Source organism: Variovorax sp. OV700, assembly GCF_900099805.1.
In the GTDB taxonomy this organism is placed as follows: Bacteria; Pseudomonadota; Gammaproteobacteria; order Burkholderiales; family Burkholderiaceae_C; genus Variovorax.
In genome coordinates this window covers 239,578-253,065 of sequence record NZ_FNDR01000005.1, presented here as the reverse complement: position 1 = coordinate 253,065, position 13,488 = coordinate 239,578, and the positions used below count along the sequence as shown (strand labels likewise).

The 13,488-nt window shown below is 66.1% G+C and carries 14 protein-coding genes; 7 read left to right on the top strand and 7 right to left on the bottom strand.

The window, feature by feature from the left end:
• Positions 1 to 34: 34 nt before the first annotated feature.
• From BLR24_RS14015 to BLR24_RS14000, 4 genes are read right to left on the bottom strand one after another with little or no spacing between them, the layout of a single operon-like run.
• The gene (locus tag BLR24_RS14015; protein WP_093017787.1) at positions 35 to 679 is read right to left on the bottom strand and encodes an OB-fold-containig protein; all 645 of its coding nucleotides are present in this window, start codon (positions 677 to 679) and stop codon (positions 35 to 37) included.
• Positions 680 to 706: 27 nt separating this feature from the next.
• A complete protein-coding gene (locus BLR24_RS14010) occupies positions 707 to 1,069 on the bottom strand; it encodes a hypothetical protein (protein WP_093017785.1) in 363 nt (120 codons plus the stop codon).
• On the bottom strand, positions 1,066 to 1,779 hold the full coding sequence (locus BLR24_RS14005) for a PspA/IM30 family protein (protein ID WP_093017783.1): 714 nt from the start codon (positions 1,777 to 1,779) through the stop codon (positions 1,066 to 1,068). The genes BLR24_RS14010 and BLR24_RS14005 overlap by 4 nt, the downstream gene beginning before the upstream one ends.
• Before the next feature lie 15 nt (positions 1,780 to 1,794).
• Entirely contained in the window at positions 1,795 to 2,211 is a 417-nt protein-coding gene (locus BLR24_RS14000; RefSeq protein ID WP_093017781.1) for a YjfI family protein, read from the bottom strand.
• 139 nt (positions 2,212 to 2,350) lie between these two features.
• Between BLR24_RS14000 and BLR24_RS13995 the strand changes: the two genes are divergently transcribed.
• Positions 2,351 to 3,262: a LysR family transcriptional regulator gene (locus tag BLR24_RS13995; RefSeq protein WP_093017779.1), complete on the top strand. Its 912-nt coding sequence runs from the start codon at positions 2,351 to 2,353 to the stop codon at positions 3,260 to 3,262.
• Positions 3,263 to 3,274: 12 nt separating this feature from the next.
• Here BLR24_RS13995 and BLR24_RS13990 read toward each other — a convergent pair whose 3' ends face one another.
• Together BLR24_RS13990 and BLR24_RS13985 are read right to left on the bottom strand one after the other, a co-directional pair.
• A complete protein-coding gene (locus BLR24_RS13990) occupies positions 3,275 to 3,835 on the bottom strand; it encodes an NADPH-dependent FMN reductase (protein ID WP_093017777.1) in 561 nt (186 codons plus the stop codon).
• A gap of 57 nt (positions 3,836 to 3,892) precedes the next feature.
• Entirely contained in the window at positions 3,893 to 4,837 is a 945-nt protein-coding gene (locus tag BLR24_RS13985; RefSeq protein ID WP_093017775.1) for a LysR family transcriptional regulator, read from the bottom strand.
• A 104-nt stretch (positions 4,838 to 4,941) separates the two neighbouring features.
• On the opposite strand from BLR24_RS13985, the gene BLR24_RS13980 reads away from it, so the two are divergent.
• The 3 genes from BLR24_RS13980 to BLR24_RS13970 all read left to right on the top strand — a co-directional run bounded on the left by BLR24_RS13980 (position 4,942) and on the right by BLR24_RS13970 (position 9,281).
• Positions 4,942 to 6,450, top strand: a complete 1,509-nt coding sequence (locus tag BLR24_RS13980) for a CoA-acylating methylmalonate-semialdehyde dehydrogenase (RefSeq protein ID WP_093017773.1) — start codon at positions 4,942 to 4,944, stop codon at positions 6,448 to 6,450.
• Between the two features lie 133 nt (positions 6,451 to 6,583).
• Positions 6,584 to 7,429, top strand: a complete 846-nt coding sequence (locus BLR24_RS13975; protein WP_175543269.1) for a class I SAM-dependent methyltransferase — start codon at positions 6,584 to 6,586, stop codon at positions 7,427 to 7,429.
• Between the two features lie 253 nt (positions 7,430 to 7,682).
• Positions 7,683 to 9,281, top strand: a complete 1,599-nt coding sequence (locus BLR24_RS13970) for an OpgD/OpgG family glucan biosynthesis protein (protein WP_093017771.1) — start codon at positions 7,683 to 7,685, stop codon at positions 9,279 to 9,281.
• A gap of 24 nt (positions 9,282 to 9,305) precedes the next feature.
• Here the strand turns inward: BLR24_RS13970 and BLR24_RS13965 are convergent, their stop codons facing one another.
• Positions 9,306 to 9,725: an FKBP-type peptidyl-prolyl cis-trans isomerase gene (locus BLR24_RS13965; protein ID WP_093017769.1), complete on the bottom strand. Its 420-nt coding sequence runs from the start codon at positions 9,723 to 9,725 to the stop codon at positions 9,306 to 9,308.
• Between the two features lie 104 nt (positions 9,726 to 9,829).
• Between BLR24_RS13965 and eat the strand changes: the two genes are divergently transcribed.
• From eat to eutC, 3 genes are read left to right on the top strand one after another with little or no spacing between them, the layout of a single operon-like run.
• Complete coding sequence (gene eat, locus BLR24_RS13960) at positions 9,830 to 11,254, top strand: ethanolamine permease (protein ID WP_093017767.1); 1,425 nt, start codon at positions 9,830 to 9,832, stop codon at positions 11,252 to 11,254.
• Positions 11,255 to 11,264: 10 nt separating this feature from the next.
• Positions 11,265 to 12,659, top strand: coding sequence for an ethanolamine ammonia-lyase subunit EutB (locus BLR24_RS13955; protein WP_093017765.1), 1,395 nt, complete (start codon positions 11,265 to 11,267; stop codon positions 12,657 to 12,659).
• On the top strand, positions 12,656 to 13,447 hold the full coding sequence (gene eutC, locus BLR24_RS13950) for an ethanolamine ammonia-lyase subunit EutC (RefSeq protein ID WP_093017763.1): 792 nt from the start codon (positions 12,656 to 12,658) through the stop codon (positions 13,445 to 13,447). Before BLR24_RS13955 ends, eutC begins: the two co-directional genes overlap by 4 nt.
• Positions 13,448 to 13,488: the final 41 nt, after the last annotated feature.

Here is a 13,488-nt window from a genome sequence, read left to right as displayed (position 1 = left end):
TTGAGAGCGAAACAGTTGATCGGGTAGGCCGCGCTCAGACGGCGTCGTCGTGCGCCGCGATGAGGTAGCGGCCGGCCACCTCGTCGTATTCGAGAATCAGCGCGTGCGATCCGCGCGTCAGGCTGTTGGGCGTCGGCGCCCAGACGCGGATGTTCAGGCTGGCACCGCGGCGGGCCACTTCGGCACGACCGTCTTTCTCGTTCACCACGCCGGTGACGACGCGGCAGGCCTGCCCGACCAGTGCCGCATTGCTCACGGCTGTGTGACTCACGAACAAGCCGCGCAGGGGGCGGATGGCCACGGCCGTCACGGGTATGGCGATGGCGGCGCTCGCGACCAGCAGCACCGTGCCGGCCAAGAGCTTGAGCGGCAGCGTGGGCACCAGCGGCAGCAGCCACTCTCCGCCAAGGCAGGACAGCGTCCACGACACCAGCACCAGCAAGCTCACCGCCACCGAGAACGGCACGCCATTGAGGCCGAACGCAACGACATAGCTCGCGAGCTGCCCCACGTCGCTGGTGTCGCCATCGGCATGGGTCTGCACATCGACATCGATGCCGCTGTGCTCGATGTCGACCATGCCGGCCACGGCAAGCACCCAGTAGATCACCACGACGCCCAGCAGCACCGTGTAGATCGCGGTGGGGTACCCCGTCACCGCATCCATGAAATTTCCCATTGACCCTCCCGCGTGCGGGTTGTGTTTTTATCTTCGGCCCGGCTTCGCTGCGCCAGTGCCCTTTTTCTTTCCACCACTTGCAAAAGCAATCAGATCGCGCGTGGCCCTCTCCTTGATGGCCAGGCGGTCGTCCGGGGCGAGCCCATATCTCGCCGCAAGAAACTCGTAGTCTGCCGCATTCAACGACACCGTCAGCCGCGGCCGCTTGGGTTTGGCCGTTGTCGCGAGCCCCAGCACCTGCCGGATCTGGTCGGAGGTGGACACGTGCTGCTCGAAGGCCGCCGTGCGCACCGCCTCCAGCACGGCCTCTTCCACGTCGAACGCCACCTGAACAGCGCGTATCGCCTCGTCCGAGCCTTGCCAGCGAACCGGCTTGACCCGCACGGTCATTGGGCGCGGGGCTCCGTCGGCTTGGCCTGGCGGGCGCGGATGCGTTCCATCACCTTGCCGGTACGGTCGACATCGCTGCCGATGCCCGCCGCCGCCAGCTTCTTCTCGAGCGCGCTGTGGCCGAGTTCGTTTTCGAGCGCCTGGCCCGCGGCCATCCGGTCGGCCAGGTCTTCGTGCCGCTTGCGGATGCGCTCGAGCGATTCACGCGCATTGGACAGGCGCGACCCGCCCGCGCCGATGTTCTCGGAGATCGACTGCGTGGCGCGGTAGACGCTCTCGGTCGTCTTGGCGATGCCGATCTCGCGTTCATGCTCGCGAATGCGCGCTTCGGCCGTCTTGATGAGGTCCTTGAGCTTGGACACCTGCAGCGCGTAGGAGGCATGCGCCTTGGCCTGCTCCTCAAGTTCTTTTTCGACTGTGCCGACCTTGGCCGCGACGTCGAGCGCCAGGCCTTCCTGCGTTTTGTTGAGCGCCTCGAGTGCCAGGCCTTCGTAACGCGTGACTTCGTTCTTGAGGCGTTCGATTTCGCGGGCCGATTGCATCTCCTTGGCCATGACGCCAGTGAGATCGCCCTTGGCCTTTTCGATGCTGTGCTTGGCATCGATGATTTCCTGCTCGTAGATGCGCGTGGCATTGCTGTCGACCACGCTCTCGCCGATTTCGCGGGCACTGCCGCGCAGCAAGGTGACCAGCTTCTTGATGACCGTCATGATGATCTCCGCTTCTTAGTTCAGGAATTCCGACAGGGCGTCCAGCGCATCGAGCGCGTTGTCGCTGAGTACCGCCACTTCGCGTGCGACGTCTTCCACGCCTGCATTGCGCCCGAGCGCGCCGGTGAGAACGTAGCGGCCATCAACCCGGCCGAAGGACGATAGCGGCACCGAAGGGTTCAGGTCGAGCAGCGATTCGAGCAGTTCGGTGCGGCGCTCGGCCTTCACTTCTTCCTCCGTCCAGAGATAGCAGATGCAGATGACCTGCATGTCCGAACTGGTGATGAAGATGGGCAGCTCGTCACGGCCTTCGATGCTCACCTGGATCACGGGCGTCTGGCCCGGAATCGGCTGCAACTGCACGGCCAGCCCGCCCATCGCGGCGCCGGCCAGGACGTCCAGTCCCTTCAGTTGATCGAGCAGTGATTGCATACCTCTCCTTGGAGTTGATACCGACGGAAGCGAACGATGCTTCGATGAGCTCACTATAGGCCTACCGACATAACATGTCAAAAATCTTTTGGCCTATCCCCATGGCTTTCGGCGCTCGCGCGATCTCTAGAATCCGGCGATGGCCAGCCTTATCAACCCCGCACGTGTCGATTTCGTCACGCTGCGCCTCTTCTGCGCCGTGGCCCAGTCGGGCAGCATCACCAAGGGCGCGGAGGCGTGCCACCTGGCCCTCTCGGCGGCCAGCCGGCGACTGTCGGACTTCGAGGCGGCAACCGGATCGAAACTGCTCGAACGCAGCTCGCAAGGCATTGCTCTCACGCCCGCCGGCCACGTGGCGATGCAGCATGCGATGCGGCTCTTCCAGGGCTTCGAGCAGTTCAGCAACGAGCTCGGCGACTACTCGAGTGGCGTGCGCGGCCATGTGCGGCTGTGGGCCAACATGTCGGCGCTCACCGAGTTCCTGCCGGCCACGCTGGCCGCCTTTCTGGGCCAGCACCCGGACATCCGCGTCGAGGTCGAGGAGCAACTGAGCGGGGACATCGTGCGCGCCCTGGTCGACGGACTGGCCGACGTCGGCGTGTTCGCCGAGAACACGCCGGCCTACGGGCTCGATGTCGCGCAGTTCCAGACCGACGAGCTGGTGGTGCTGTGCGCCAGGCAGCACCCGCTTGCGCGCACACGCCGGACGGATTTCAAGACCTGCCTCGCGCACGAGTTCGTGGGCCTGAACCGCAGCAGCTCGCTGCTCGAACTCACCTCGCGCGCGGCCGAGCAGGCGGGCATTCCGATGCGCCTGCGCGTGCAGGTGCGCAGCTTCGATGCAATGTGCCACATGATCGCGGCCAACCTCGGCATTGGCGTGGTGCCGCTCGCGGCCTGCAAGGCGCAGGTGAGCGCGCTGGATCTGAAAGTGGTGCGACTCAAGGACGCCTGGGCCGTTCGCCGCCTGCTCATGGCCACCAAGACCGGCGAGACCTTGTCGCCTGCGGCGCAGCTGCTGGTGGCGCAGCTGCTCGCATCGTCAACCTGAAGCGAAGCCGGGTCAGGCCATCCGCTTCACCGAGCCGATCCACTTCTCGAACGACTTCATCTGGTCGCCGACGAACTTGCGGGTGGTCTCATCGGTGCAGTTGCCTTCCGCATCGAACTTGCCGCCCGCGCCGCCGATGAAGATCTCGGGCTTGACCAGCACCATCGCATTCACGAACAGCATCACGCGGCGCAAATCGTACTGAACGCGTGCGCCGCCCAGCGGGCCCGGCGTGGCCGAAAGAATGGCCACGGGCTTGTTCGCGAAGGGCTGGTCTTCGCCGCGGCTGACCCAGTCGATCACGTTCTTGAACACGCCCGGAATCGAGAAGTTGTATTCGGGCGTGGCAATCAGCAGCGCATCGGCGCGGCGGATCCGATCGCGCAATGCCTGCACGGGCGCGGGAAGTCCGTGGGCCAGAAGGTCGGCGTCGAACGGCGGCACCTCGCGCCATTCGACGACCTCCATGCGCACGGAATCAGGCATCAGCGAACCGGCGAGGTTCAGTGCCGCGCGGTTGATGGAACCGCTGCGAAGGCTGCCACAGAGGCCGACGATGTCGAGTGTGCTCATTGCTTTCCTTTTACTGGATCATTTGAACGTGAAGAAGAGGGCCGGGGGCGCGTGGCGTCAGGGCAGCTGGAATCCGGCCTTGAGAGTTTCCCTCAGGTGGCTTACGAACAGATTCACCGCGCGCGGTATGTGCAGCGAGTATGGGCGTATGGCGTAGATCTGGTCCGCGAACGCGCCCGTCGGCTGCCAGTCGGGCAGCACCTCGACCAGCTTGCCCGCCTGCAGCGCCGACTGGGCGCTGAAATCGGGCAGCAGCGCAATGCCCAGCCCGGCCTGGGCCGCATCGCGCAATGCTTCGCTGTTGTTGGCCGCCAGCGGGCCGGCAATGGGCACGGTGACCCGCTCCCCAAGGCGCGTGCGGCCCGTGCGATGCTCGAACGACCAGACGTTGGTTTCCTGCCCGCGCGGATAGTGCAGGCAGTCGTGGTCGGCCAGCATGGGCGGAGCCAGCGGCGTGCCCTTGCGGCGCAGGTAAGCACGGCTGGCCACCAGCACCGATCGGGTGTCGCACAGCCGCCAAGCCACGTGCGTGTCGGGCGGTGAAGCCGCGTGCCGCACCGCCAGGTCGAAGCCCTCCGTCGCGAGCGAACTCAGCCGGTCGGAGAGCTCCATCTCGACGCGGATCGACGGATGCGCCAGCAGAAAGTCCGCCAGCCTTGGCAGCAACTGCTGCCGCCCCAGCGCCACCGGCGCAGTGACCCGGACCAGGCCGCGCGGTTCGCCCGCATGGTCCTGCGCCTGCAGGAAACTGTGGGCGATCTGCTCGAAGGGTTCGCGGGTCTGGTCGACCAGTTGCTGCCCGGCCTCGGTCAGCCGCATGCTGCGGGTGGTGCGGCGCACGAGAGTGACACCCACCGCCCGTTCGAGCTCGGCAATGCGCTGGCTCATGGCGGCCTTGCTCACGCCCAGGCGCGCCGCGGCGGCGGTGTAGCTGCCCTGCTGGCCGAGCACGATCAGCCAGTGCAGGTGCGCCCAGAGAGACTCTGCTTTTTGCAAATCCATAGATGCATTGTTCACCATAGCGAACAAACAGTTCAAGTTTCGAGTCTAGGCAGGCGGCCCTCCCTTTCCTAGACTGTCGCATCACTTCACTCTTGGCGGTATCCATGACCCAGCAGATTGCCCATTTCATCGGCGGCCAGCACGCCGCCGGTAGCTCCACCCGCACGCAGGACGTCACCAATCCGGCGACCGGCAAGGTCACGGGCAAGGTGGCGCTCGCCGCCCAGTCCGACGTGGATGCCGCGGTGGCCGCCGCGCAGGCCGCCTTTCCCAAGTGGGCCGACACGCCGCCGATCCGCCGCGCGCGCGTCATGTTCAAGTTTCTGGAGCTGCTCAACCTGCACAAGGACGAGTTGGCTCACATGATCACCGCCGAGCACGGCAAGGTGTTCACCGATGCGCAGGGCGAGGTCTCGCGCGGCATCGACATCGTCGAGTTCGCCTGCGGCATCCCGCAGCTGCTCAAGGGCGACTTCACCGACCAGGTTTCCACCGGCATCGACAACTGGACGCTGCGCCAACCGCTCGGCGTGGTGGCGGGCATCACGCCCTTCAACTTCCCGGTGATGGTGCCGATGTGGATGTTCCCGGTGGCCATTGCCGCGGGCAACACCTTCATTCTCAAGCCCAGCCCGACCGACCCGACCCCTTCGCTGCGCATGGCCGAGCTGCTCAAGGAAGCGGGCTTGCCCGACGGTGTTTTCAACGTGGTTCAGGGCGACAAGGCCGCGGTCGATGCGCTGCTCGAGCATCCCAACGTCAAGGCCGTGAGCTTCGTGGGCTCCACGCCCATCGCCAACTACATCTATGAAACCGGCGCCCGCAACGGCAAGCGCGTGCAGGCGCTCGGCGGTGCGAAGAACCACATGGTGGTCATGCCCGACGCCGACATCGACCAGACGGTGGACGCGCTGATCGGCGCCGGCTACGGCTCGGCCGGCGAGCGCTGCATGGCGATCAGCGTCGCGGTGCTGGTGGGCGACGTGGCCGACAAGATCATTCCGAAGCTTGTCGAACGCACGAAGACGCTCCAGGTGCTCGACGGCGAGAACCTCGCGGCCGAGATGGGCCCGATCGTCACGCGCGCGGCGCACGAGCGCATCACGGGCTACATCGCCCAGGGCGAGAAAGAAGGCGCGAAGCTGCTGGTCGATGGCCGCCAGTTCGACGCCAGCAAGGCCGGCGAGGGTTGCGGCGACGGCTTCTGGATGGGCGGCACGCTGTTCGACCATGTCACGCCCGAGATGCGCATCTACAAGGAAGAGATCTTCGGCCCCGTGCTCTCTTGCGTGCGCGTGGCCAACTTCAAGGACGCGGTCGACCTGGTCAACGACCATGAGTTCGGCAACGGCGTGAGCTGCTTCACGCGCGACGGCAACGTGGCACGCGAGTTCAGCCGCCGCATCCAGGTGGGCATGGTCGGCATCAACGTGCCGATCCCGGTGCCGATGGCATGGCACGGCTTCGGCGGCTGGAAGCGTTCGCTCTTCGGCGACATGCATGCCTACGGCGAGGAAGGCGTGCGCTTCTACACCAAGCAGAAGTCGATCATGCAGCGCTGGCCCGAAAGCATCGGCAAGGGTGCCGAGTTCGTGATGCCGACCGCGAAGTAGGCGTCGATTGCAGGTGGCGACGACAGGCGCCGCCGGAGCACATGGACATGGGCGCGTCCAGGGTTAACGAAAAGCTGACTTGCTCCCCGCGCAGGGAGCAGCCAGACTTGCGCATGCCCCTGTGCCAGCGCCCATGACAACAAACAAGAAGCCCGCGCGAAGCCTGTCGGCCGTGCCCTCCACCCTGCGGATTCCCCTCGCCGCGCGCGCATCGGGCGATGCGATGTTTCCGCAGCTGGCGGTACGGGACGCTTACGCCGCATCCATCCTCGAAAAGATCCGCGACGACGGGCAGGCCCTTCCCGAAGACCGGACGACCATCTACGGCATCCTGAACCGCACGCGGCGCTTCCGCAGCCTGGCGCAAGAGTTCCTCAAGCAGCACCCCGGAGCGCGCGTGGTGAACATGGGCTGCGGACTCAGCCATTACTTTCAATGGCTGGATGACGGAAAGTGCCGCATGACCGATGCGGACCTGCCCGAGGTGCTCGCGCTGCGCCGCGAGCTCATTCCCGACACCAACACGCGCCACGATGCGCGCGCGCTTGACCTCACCTCGCCGCATTGGTGGGGCCACCTCGACCTGCCGCGCAAGCGCGAGGGGCAGCCGGTGTTCCTATTTGCCGAAGGCGTGCTGATGTATCTGGAGCCGCAGCAGGTGCAGGCCGTGCTCGCGACCTTCAACGAGCGCGCGCCCGCAGGCTCGGTGCTGGCCTTCGATGCGATGTGCTGGCTCGGGGTGGGCCGCGCCGCGCAGCATCCATCGGTGCGACCCACCGGCGCCGAGTTTCGATGGGGGCTGCGCAGCGCCGCCGAGTTGACGCAAGGCCATCCGCGCCTGCGCCTGGACTCTACCTACCGGGTGTTAGAAGGCTTCGGCCTGCCCTACACCTTGTTCGCACCGCTGATCTTGATGCTGCTTGGCGTGTCGCTCTATGCCGTCTATGCGCTGAGCGCGGCGGACAACGCCGATACATAAACGCACAAATTTTTCCTCGGATGCGCAATTCCCGGCCTTGTCCGGCCCGGATTGCGCAGGTTGGCTGACGCGGAATGCGCGGCCACCCGGGCATGCTCGACGCTCTTCGCCGCGAAATCCCCGCGCGGGCTGCGCTAGGATGGTTTTCTTCCGAAGCAACCGACCGGCACCCGCCGACGATGCCGCATCGCCCCTTGCATCCCCTCGCGTCTTTCCCAACGTATTTTCAAGACTCGCAACCCTCAAGAAACACATGCTTGATCGCCGATCCTTCCTTGCCGCAGGTGGTGCCGCCGCCGCACTCGCCGCCCTTGGACTGCCTGAAGAGGCGTTGGCCGCCAACGGCCTGCAGCTGAGCCAGCCTTCGCCCTTCTCGTTCGACCGCCTGGTCGCACAGGCCAAGCGACTGGCATCGCAGCCGTATGCCGCCGCAGCGCCGCTCGCGCCCGACGTGTTGGAGCGCATCGACTACGACGCGCACGGCAAGATCAAGTTCGACCCGGCCAATGCACTCTTCCGCGAGGGGCCGGGCGCCTTTCCCGTCACCTTCTTTCACCTCGGCCGTTTCTTCCAGACGCCGGTGCGCATGCACGTGCTGGAAAATTCCGACGGCGATGCCTTTGCGCGCGAGGTGCTCTACAGCCCTTCCTACTTCTCGATGCCGCCCGACAGCCCCGCGCGCGCGCTGCCGCCGGGCGCGGGCTTTGCGGGCTTCCGCCTGCAGGAGAGCCGGCTGGGCGATCAGGGCAAGCTCGATTGGCAGAAGAACGACTGGGTCGCTTTCCTCGGCGCTTCATACTTCCGCGCCATCGGCGAGCTGTACCAGTACGGCCTGTCGGCGCGCGGCCTCGCGCTCGACGTGGCGGTGCCCGACAAGCCTGAAGAATTTCCGACCTTCACGCGCTACTACTTCGAAACGCCGGCCGCCAACAACACCACCTCGATGACGGTCTACGCGCTGCTCGAAGGGCCGAGCGTGACGGGCGTGTTCAAGTTCGTGATGCAGCGCGGCAAGGCCGTCATCATGGACATCGACGCGCGCCTGTTCCTGCGCCGCGACGTGTCGCGCCTCGGGCTGGTGCCGCTCACCTCGATGTACTGGTATTCGGAAACCATCAAGCCCACCGCCATCGACTGGCGGCCCGAAGTCCACGACTCCGACGGCCTGGCCATCTGGAACGGCGCGGGCGAGCGCATCTGGCGCCCGCTCAACAACCCGACGCAAACACGCGCCTCGGCATTTGCCGACACCCGGCCGCGCGGCTTCGGTCTGCTGCAGCGCGATCGATCGTTCGACCACTACCAGGACGGCGTCAACTACGAGAAGCGTCCGAGCCTCTGGATCGAGCCGCTGGGCGATTGGGGCGAAGGCTCGGTGCAGCTGATCGAGATTCCGACCGACGACGAGATCCACGACAACATCGTCGCCTTCTGGGTGCCCAAAGCCGATGCCAAGGCGGGTGCGAGCTACAGCCTGCAGTACCGCCTGCACTGGACCGACCAGGAGCCGTTTCCGTCGCCGCTCGCGCGCTGCGTGGGCACGCGCATCGGGCGCGGCGGACAGCCGGGCCAGCCGCGCCCGCCGGGTGTGCGCAAGTTCATGGTCGAATTCATCGGCCAGCCGCTCACCACCGTACCCTTCGGCGTGAAGCCCGAGCTGGTGCTGACCGCGCCACGCGGCAAGTTCTCCTACGTCTTTGCCGAAGCCGTGCCCAACGGCGTGCCCGGCCACTGGCGCGCGCAGTTCGACTTCACGCCCGAAGGCAACGAGCCCATCGACATGCGGCTCTACCTGAAGACGGGCGAAAAGACGCTCACCGAGACTTGGCTGTTTCAGTACCAGCCAGGTTGATCGTCATCAGCGAGCGAGGAGCGCTCAGCGCTTCTTGACCGACACCAGCTCGACTTCGAAGTTGAGCGTGGCGTTCGGCGGAATCACGCCGCCCGCGCCGCGCGAGCCGTAGGCAATGGCCGGCGGGCAGGTCAGCTTGGCCTTGCCGCCCGGCTTCATCTTCTGCACGCCTTCAGTCCAGCACGGGATCACGCCGTTGAGCGGAAACTCGGTCGGTTCGCCGCGGCTGTAGGAGCTGTCGAATTCCTTGCCGCTTTCCGGGAAGGTACCGCGGTAGTGCACCTTGACCACGTCGGTCGCCGCGGGCGATGCGCCGGTTCCTTCCTTCAGCGACTGGTAGACGAGGCCGCTCGGCGTGGTGACGGGCGTGGATTGCGCCCACGCAGCGGACACGGCACACAGAGACACGAAAGCGGCGCAGAAGAACGACGAAGAAGACTTCACTGGAATACCTCGAAGGATGGGGAAAGCATGATTATGGCCAGCGGTGGAACAGCCCTTGCTTTGCTGCATGTGCACTGTCAACATCCGCCAAAAGAGGAAGCCCCATGCAGTCCATCGAAGCCACACCGGCCGCCACCATCGCCGTTCCGGCCGGCACCGGCCACCTGAAGAAGGTGCTCGGCCCCATCCAGCTCTGGGGCATTGCAGTGGGCCTGGTCATATCGGGTGAATACTTTGGTTGGAGCTACGGCTGGAACACCGCCGGCACGCTCGGCTTCCTGGTCGCCACGGTGCTGGTGGCCACCATGTACACCACCTTCATCTTCAGCTTCACCGAGCTCTCGACCGCCATTCCGCATGCGGGTGGCCCCTTCGCCTATGCGCGGCGCGCCTTCGGTCCCACCGGTGGCTTCGTGGCGGGCTTTGCGACGCTCATCGAATTCGTCTTTGCGCCGCCGGCCATCGCGCTGGCCATCGGGGCGTATCTCAACGTGCAGTTTCCGGGCATCAATCCGAAGTGGTTCGCGCTGGGTGCCTACGTGATCTTCATCGGGCTCAACTGGATCGGCGTCGGAATTGCGGCGGCCTTCGAACTCTTCGTGACGGTGCTGGCCATTGTCGAACTGCTGGTGTTCATGGGCGTGGTCACGCCGGGCTGGACCCTGGCCAACTTCGTGGCCAACGGCTGGGCCGGGGGCAGCGTGCTCGACGGCGCGGCCATCTCCGGCATCTTTGCGTCGATACCTTTCGCGATCTGGTTCTTCCTGGCCATCGAGGGCGCGGCCATGGCGGCCGAGGAAGCGCGCGATCCGCACCGCACCATTCCCATCGCCTACACCACGGGCATCGTCACGCTGGTGGTGCTGGCCTTCGGCGTGATGATCTTCGCGGGCGGCGTGGGCGACTGGCGCAAGCTCGCCAACATCAACGACCCGCTGCCCCAGGCCATGAAGGCCGTGGTGGGCGACAACAGCGGCTGGCTGCACATGCTGGTGTGGATCGGCCTGTTCGGGCTGATTGCCTCGTTCCACGGCATCATCATGGGCTACTCGCGGCAGATCTTCGCGCTGGCGCGCGCAGGCTACCTGCCGCGCTACTTCGCCGGCCTGAGCCCGCGCTTCGACACGCCGCACCGCGCACTGCTGGCCGGCGGCGTGATCGGCGTGGTGGCCATCTTCAGCGACGAGTGGGTGCAGTTCGGCGGCCAGACGCTCACCGCCAACATCGTGACCATGGCCGTGCTCGGCGCGATCGTGATGTACCTGATCTCGATGGCCGCGCTCTTCAAGCTGCGCAAGAGCGAGCCCGACCTGCTGCGAACCTACCGCGCGCCGTTCTACCCGGTGTTTCCGGCCATCGCGCTCGGGCTTGGCGTGGTCTGCCTCGGTGCCATGGTGTGGTTCAACGCCATGCTCACGCTGCTGTTCATCGTGCTGATGGCGGCAGCGTACGGCTACTTCCTCTTGACCTCGGCGCAGCGCAAGGCAGCGGCGCCCGACGAGATGCTTTCCTCGAGCACCATTGCGTGAAGAAAGAAAGATGCGCTATCGCACCACCATCGCCGGCCAGGTCTTCGCCTTCGACGACCTGAAGCAGGTCATGGCCGTGGCCAGCCCGGCGCGCTCGGGCGACTACCTGGCGGAAATCGGCGCGGCCACTGCGCAGCAGCGCATGGCGGCGCGCCACGTGCTGGCCGAGACGCCACTCAAGCAGTTCCTGACCGAAGCGCTGATTCCCTACGAGAGCGACAACATCACGCGGCTCATCATCGACAGCCATGACGCACAGGCTTTTGCGCCGGTGTCGCACCTCACGGTGGGCGACTTCCGCAATTGGCTGCTGTCGGAGCAGGCCACCACCAAAACGCTGACAGCCTTGGCGCCGGGCCTCACGCCCGAGATGGTGGCGGCTGTGTCCAAGCTCATGCGCAACCAGGACCTGGTGTCGGTCGCCAAAAAATGCAGCGTGGTCACGCGGTTTCGCGACACCATCGGCCTGCCCGGCCACCTGGCCGTGCGCCTGCAACCCAACCACCCGACCGACGACCTGCGCGGCGTGGCGGCCTCCACGCTCGACGGGCTGCTTTATGGCGCGGGCGATGCGGTAATCGGCCTCAACCCGGTGTCCGACAGCATGCAGGTGTTGGGCCGGCTGCTGCACATGCTCGACGAAGTGATTCAGCGCTTCGAGATTCCCACGCAAAGCTGCGTGCTCACGCATGTGACCAACACGCTCAAGCTCGCCGAAGCGGGCGCGCCGGTCGACTTGGTGTTCCAGTCGATCGCGGGCACCGAGAAGGCGAACCTCTCTTTCGGCATCACGCCCGAGCTGCTCGACGAGGCCTATGCCGCGGCGCTCGCGCTGAACCGCGGCACCGTTGGCAACAACGTGATGTATTTCGAGACCGGCCAGGGCAGCGCGCTCTCGGCCAACGCCAACTTCGGTGTCGACCAGCAGACCTGCGAGGTGCGCGCCTATGCATTGGCCCGCCGCTACAAGCCGCTGCTCATCAACACGGTGGTCGGCTTCATCGGGCCCGAATATCTTTTCGACGGCAAGCAGATCATCCGCGCCGGGCTCGAAGACCATTGCTGCGGCAAGCTGCTGGGCCTGCCTCTCGGTTGCGACATCTGCTACACCAACCATGCCGAGGCCGACCAGGACGACATGGACAACCTGCTCGTGCTGCTCGGCACTGCGGGCATCAACTTCATCATGGGCGTTCCGGGCGCCGACGACGTGATGCTCAACTACCAGAGCACCTCGTTCCACGACGCGCTGTTCTTGCGCCAGACGCTGGGCCTGAAGCGCGCACCCGAATTCGAGGCCTGGCTGCAGCGCATGCAGATCACCGGTGCGGCGGGACAGCTTGCGCCACCCTCGGCCAACCGCCTGCTGGCGGACATGAGCGGGCTGACCGCACTCGGGCAATGAGCAGCGACAACAACCCCGTCACGCCGAACCCTTGGGCGCAGTGGCGTGCGGCCACTCCCGCACGGCTGGCGCTGGGCCGCGCCGGTGCGGGCATGCCGACCGACGAGACGCTGCGCTTCGGCTGGGCGCATGCCATGGCGCGCGACGCCATTCATGCGGCACTCGACGTCGACGCGCTCGAGGCCGCGCTGCAAGCACAGAATTGGCAGGTGATGCGGGCGCGCAGCCGCGCCGAGGACCGCACTACCTACCTGCGGCGCCCCGACCTTGGCCGCCAACTCGACCCCGCCGACGCGGAGCGCCTGCGAGCGATTGGGAGCCCCGGTTGCGACGTCTGCCTCGTCATCGGCGATGGCCTGTCCTCGCTGGCCGTGGCACGCCATGCCGCCCCCCTGCTGGCTGCGCTGCGCTCGCATCTGCCGGCCGAGACTCGCTTTGCCCCCGTCGTCATCGCCACGCAGGCGCGTGTAGCGTTGGCCGACGAGGTGGGCGAACTGTTCGGCACGGCTCTCTCGGTCATGCTGATCGGCGAACGCCCGGGGCTCAGTTCGCCCGACAGCCTCGGCATCTATCTGACCCATTCGCCCAAGCGTGGTCGGCACGACGCCGAGCGCAACTGCATCTCCAACGTTCGCCCCGAAGGCCTGCCCTGCGAAGCCGCCGCGTTCAAGCTGGCGTGGCTGATGCGGGAGGCGCTGCAAAGGGGGCTCACCGGGGTCGGACTCAAGGACGAGAGCGATCTCGCGGTGCTCGAGACGGGCCGCCCGGCGCCCTCCTTGCCCGAATAGGCGGGCTTTGCTTCGCGAATTTGGGACGGCAGCCGGCGGGC

Bases quoted from the DNA above. Each gene is read 5' to 3' on its own strand.
- BLR24_RS13975 (WP_175543269.1), top strand. From the start codon at position 6,584: ATGACAACAAACAAGAAGCCCGCGCGAAGCCTGTCGGCCGTGCCCTCC.
- BLR24_RS13980 (WP_093017773.1), top strand. From the start codon at position 4,942: ATGACCCAGCAGATTGCCCATTTCATCGGCGGCCAGCACGCCGCCGGT.
- BLR24_RS14015 (WP_093017787.1), bottom strand. From the start codon at position 679: ATGGGAAATTTCATGGATGCGGTGACGGGGTACCCCACCGCGATCTAC.
- BLR24_RS13985 (WP_093017775.1), bottom strand. From the start codon at position 4,837: ATGGATTTGCAAAAAGCAGAGTCTCTCTGGGCGCACCTGCACTGGCTG.
- BLR24_RS13995 (WP_093017779.1), top strand. From the start codon at position 2,351: ATGGCCAGCCTTATCAACCCCGCACGTGTCGATTTCGTCACGCTGCGC.
- eutC (WP_093017763.1), top strand. From the start codon at position 12,656: ATGAGCAGCGACAACAACCCCGTCACGCCGAACCCTTGGGCGCAGTGG.
- BLR24_RS14005 (WP_093017783.1), bottom strand. From the start codon at position 1,779: ATGACGGTCATCAAGAAGCTGGTCACCTTGCTGCGCGGCAGTGCCCGC.
- BLR24_RS14010 (WP_093017785.1), bottom strand. From the start codon at position 1,069: ATGACCGTGCGGGTCAAGCCGGTTCGCTGGCAAGGCTCGGACGAGGCG.
- BLR24_RS13990 (WP_093017777.1), bottom strand. From the start codon at position 3,835: ATGAGCACACTCGACATCGTCGGCCTCTGTGGCAGCCTTCGCAGCGGT.
- BLR24_RS13970 (WP_093017771.1), top strand. From the start codon at position 7,683: ATGCTTGATCGCCGATCCTTCCTTGCCGCAGGTGGTGCCGCCGCCGCA.
- BLR24_RS14000 (WP_093017781.1), bottom strand. From the start codon at position 2,211: ATGCAATCACTGCTCGATCAACTGAAGGGACTGGACGTCCTGGCCGGC.
- BLR24_RS13955 (WP_093017765.1), top strand. From the start codon at position 11,265: ATGCGCTATCGCACCACCATCGCCGGCCAGGTCTTCGCCTTCGACGAC.
- eat (WP_093017767.1), top strand. From the start codon at position 9,830: ATGCAGTCCATCGAAGCCACACCGGCCGCCACCATCGCCGTTCCGGCC.